The organism is Microbacterium testaceum, assembly GCF_001476655.1.
GTDB classification, from domain to species: domain Bacteria; phylum Actinomycetota; class Actinomycetes; order Actinomycetales; family Microbacteriaceae; genus Microbacterium; species Microbacterium testaceum_C.
Window position 1 is genome coordinate 1 of record NZ_LDRT01000054.1, and the last position, 4,150, is coordinate 4,150.

At 74.0% G+C, this 4,150-nt stretch carries 3 protein-coding genes; 1 reads left to right on the top strand and 2 read right to left on the bottom strand.

The genetic code is table 11. From position 1 onward, the window contains the following. A partial coding sequence (locus NS220_RS20125) for a hypothetical protein (RefSeq protein WP_058623769.1) occupies nucleotides 1-444 on the top strand: 444 nt, incomplete at its 5' end. 386 nt (nucleotides 445-830) lie between these two features. Here NS220_RS20125 and NS220_RS09145 read toward each other — a convergent pair. Together NS220_RS09145 and NS220_RS09150 are read right to left on the bottom strand one after the other, a co-directional pair. After that, entirely contained in the window at nucleotides 831-1,502 is a 672-nt protein-coding gene (locus NS220_RS09145; protein ID WP_058623770.1) for a response regulator, read from the bottom strand. After that, nucleotides 1,499-4,120 (bottom strand): ATP-binding protein, encoded by a 2,622-nt coding sequence (locus NS220_RS09150; protein ID WP_440589462.1) that lies wholly within the window; start codon nucleotides 4,118-4,120, stop codon nucleotides 1,499-1,501. Before NS220_RS09150 ends, NS220_RS09145 begins: the two co-directional genes overlap by 4 nt. Nucleotides 4,121-4,150: the final 30 nt, after the last annotated feature.

A 4,150-nucleotide genomic window follows, 5' to 3' on the forward strand; every position in this document is an offset into this window, starting at 1 on the left:
GCCAGCATCCCGGCGCCCTTCGACGCCGCGGCGTGGCCCGCCGGCTCCGCCCCGACGCTCGACGACGTCACCGTCCGCGCGATGTCGGTCGGCCGCTACGCCGAGATCTGCGGCACGCCCTGCGTCTGCACGGGGCCGGCGGTGATCCCGGCGTCGGGCGGGGTGGCATCCGCGGTCCTGTCGACGACCGTGGTGGTCGCGACGGTGGTGGATGCCACGCCCGACACGGTGCGCCTGGACGCGTGCGCCGCAGGACTCGACGCGGTCTGGCGCGAGGCGCGGCTGCTCGGCCGGGTGTCGCACGCGTACGACGAGCCCTTCGCGGTGCTCGACGCGCACGGGGAGGAGCCGTGCGGCACCGTCGTGCTGCCCGGCGACGTGCGCGTCGGCGACCGGGTGGCCTTCCCCTGCCCCGGATGCCACACCGTCGGCGAGGTGCGCTGATGCTGCTGCACTCGATCGTGTACGCCTGCCGCTGCGCGCGCGTGCAGGCCGAGTTCGAGGCGTGCGCGGGCGAGGACGAGGCGGAGGGTGAGCACAACTCCTGAGATTCCGCTCGATTGCGGCCGGAACGGGGGCGGACGGGGGCGACCGGCTCGGTTCTTCAGGAGTTCGGCGCGGCCGGTGGCCGCCACAGCGGCCGGGCGACCGGCTCGGGCGGGTCGCGGGGCCGGTGGGTGGGAGGGGCCGGCGGAGGGCCGAGACGACCCTTAGGACGATCGAAACTCCTGAGATCCCGCGTGGTCGTGGCCGGAACGGGGGCGGACGGGGGCGACCGGCTCGGTCTTTCAGGAGTTCGGCGCAGCTGCACGCGCCGCGCGGAAGGCGCGTCACACCACCAGCCGGTACCCCATCCCCTGCTCGGTGAGAAGGTGCACCGGGTTCGAGGGGTCGGCCTCGAGCTTCTTGCGCAGCTGCGACATGTACAGCCGCAGGTATCCGCTGTCGGCGACCTGCTCGCTCGCCCAGATCTCCTTCAGCAGGGTCTGCCGCGTCACGAGCGAGCCCGGGTTGCGCGCGAGGAACTCCAGCATCCGCCACTCCGTGGGCGTGAGGTGCACGCGGCTTCCGTCGCGCAGCACCGCCTTCGCGGCCAGGTCGACCTCGACGTCGCCGAAGCGCACCGTCGACTCCCCGCTCGCCGGCACGGTGCGCCGCGCGTGCACGCGCAGGCGCGCGAGCAGCTCGTCGATCTGGAAGGGCTTGGTGACGTAGTCGTCGGCGCCGGCGTCCAACGCCTCGACCTTGTCGGCCGAGCCCGTCCGCCCCGACACGACGATGATCGGCGCGGTCGTCCACCCCCGCAGCGCCTCGATGACCTGCACGCCGTCGAGGTGCGGCATCCCGAGGTCCAGCAGCACGAGGTCGGGGTGGGCCTGGGCGGCGAGGGTGATGGCGGCGGCGCCGTCGGCCGCCGCGACGACGTCGTAGCCGTGCGCGGCGAGCGTGATGCGCAGGGCGCGCACGAGCTGCGGGTCGTCGTCGGCGATGAGAACCTTCACGGGGCGTCCTCCGGGGATCGGGATGCCGCGGCCGCAGCCTCGGACGCGGAACGGGCGCGAGCGACGGCGGGGCCGGGCGCGGGGGAGCCGCCCGCCACCCCGCGCGGAACCGTGTACGGATCATCCACGGAGGCTTCGGCCGACACCGGCAGGGCCACGACCATCGTCAGGCCGCCGCCCGGGGTGTCCTCGGGCGTGAGGGTGCCGCCCATGCCCTCCGCGAAGCCCCTCGAGAGGGCGAGTCCCAGGCCGAGACCGGCGGTGTTGTCGGTGTCGCCGAGCCGCTGGAAGGGCGAGAACATGTCCTCGCGTCGTTCCGGGGCGATGCCCGGCCCGTGGTCGATCACGCGGATCTCGGCCGTGCCGCCCAGGCGGCTGGTCGCGATGCGCACGCGTTCGCCGTCGGGCGTGTAGCGCTGCGCGTTGGTGAGCACGTTGACCAGCACGCGCTGCAGCAGCACCGGGTCGGCGCGCAGGGCCGGGAGGTCGGAGTCGAGGGCGAGTTCGACGTCGTCGGGGCCGAGGTCGAGTTCGTCCAGGGCCATCAGCACGACGCCCGCCGCGTCGGTCGGCGTCAGCGAGACGGCGAGCACTCCCGCCTGCACGCGGCTGACGTCGAGCAGGTCGGTGACGAGCACCGACAGGGTCGCGAGGCTCTCGTCGGCGGTCTCGAGCAGCTCGCGGCGGTCGTCGTCCGACAGGTTGTCGCCCGCGGCGCGCAGGCCGCCCAGGGAGGCGACGGCGGCGGCGAGGGGGCGCCGCAGGTCGTGGCTCACCGCCGACAGCAGGGCGCTGCGCACCTGGTCGGTCTCGGCGAGGGCCCCGGCTTCGGCGGCCGTTTCGGCGAGGTCGGTGCGTTCGAGGGCGGCCGCGAGCTGCGCGACGACGACGTCGAGAAGGCGGCGCTCGCCGGCGTCGAGGTCGCGGCCGTGCAGCTCGAGCACCGCGCGGTCGACGCCCACCGGCACGGTCGTCGCTCGGCCGTCGCGCACCGGTTCGCCGTCGGTGGCCAGGGTCGCCCCGTCGGATGCCACCAGCCGCACCCCCGCGAGACCGAAGGCCTCGCGGGCTCGGCTCACCAGCGCGGGCACGGCGCTCTCTCCGCGCAGGACGCTCCCGGCCACGGTGGCCAGCAGGTCGGCCTCCGCGGCGGCGCGGCGGGCGGCGCGGGCGCGCCGCGCGGCCTGATCGACCACGATGCTCACGAGCATCGCGATCACGACGTACAGCGCGAGTGCGATCGCGTGGACCGGGTCGCTGATCGTCACGGTGTGCAGGGGGGCGATGAAGAGGAAATCGAGGGTGAGTCCCGACAGCACGGCCGCGAAGACCGCGGGCCAGATACCGCCGATCAGGGCGACGATCACGACGAGCAGCTGGTAGCTGAGCACGTCTGTGGTTATCGAGTCGTCGGAGCCGGTGGCCAGCAGGAGCAGCGAGATGATCGGGCCGCCCGCGAGCGCGGTGGCGAAGCCGAGGATCCGACGCTTCATGCTCAGCGCCGGACCGGTCAGACGCGGGAGCGCGAAGCGGCCGCCGGCGCGGGCGTGGTTGACGATGTGCACGTCGATGTCGCCGGAGGCGCGGATGACGGTGTTGCCGATGCCGGGGCCGGTCAGGGCCGCCCCGAGGCGTCCACGCCGGCTCACGCCGATCACGAGCTGCGAGGCGTTGACCGAGCGGGCGAAGTCGACGAGGGCGGTGGCCACGTCGTCTCCGACGACCTGGTGGTAGGTGCCGCCGAGCTGCTCCACGAGGGCGCGCTGGGCGACGAGGGCACCGGGGTTGCTCGTGCGGAGCCCGTCCTGCGTCGACACATGCACGGCGAGCAGGTCACCGCCCGCCGATCTCGCGGCGATGCGCGCCCCGCGCCGCAGCAGCGTCTCGCCCTCAGGGCCGCCGGTGAGGGCCACGACCACGCGCTCGCGCGCCTGCCACGATCCCTCGATGCCGTGCTCGGTGCGGTACCGCTGGAGAGCGGAGTCGACCTCGTCGGCGAGCCACAGCAGCGCGAGCTCGCGCAGCGCCGTGAGGTTGCCGAGACGGAAGTAGTTCGACAGGGCCGCGTCGATGCGTTCGGCCGGATAGACGAACCCGGCCGAGAGGCGGTCCCGCAGCGACTGCGGGGCGAGGTCGACGACCTCGATCTGGTCGGCCGCGCGGACGACGGCATCCGGAACCGTCTCGCGCTGCGTGACGCCCGTGATCTTCTCGACCACGTCGTTGAGTGAGGCGATGTGCTGCACGTTGACCGTGGTGATGACGTCGATCCCGGCGTCGAGGAGTTCTTCGACGTCGGTCCAGCGCTTGTCGTTGGTCGAACCGGGAGCGTTGGTGTGGGCGAGCTCGTCAACGAGGGCGAGATCCGGATGCCGCGCGATCACCGCCGCGAGATCCATCTCGTCGAGCGCGACTCCGCGGTGGGCGACCGTCCGGCGCGGGACGACCTCGAGGCCCTCGGCCTGCGCAGCCGTGGCGGCCCGGCCGTGGGTCTCGACGACCGCGATGACGACGTCGCGTCCCTCGGCGGCGAGCCGGCGGCCCTCCTCGAGCATCTCGTACGTCTTTCCGACGCCCGGCGCCATGCCGAGCAGGACGCGGAGCGTGCCACGCTTCACGGCCGCCCTCCCGCGCCCGCGCCCGCCCCC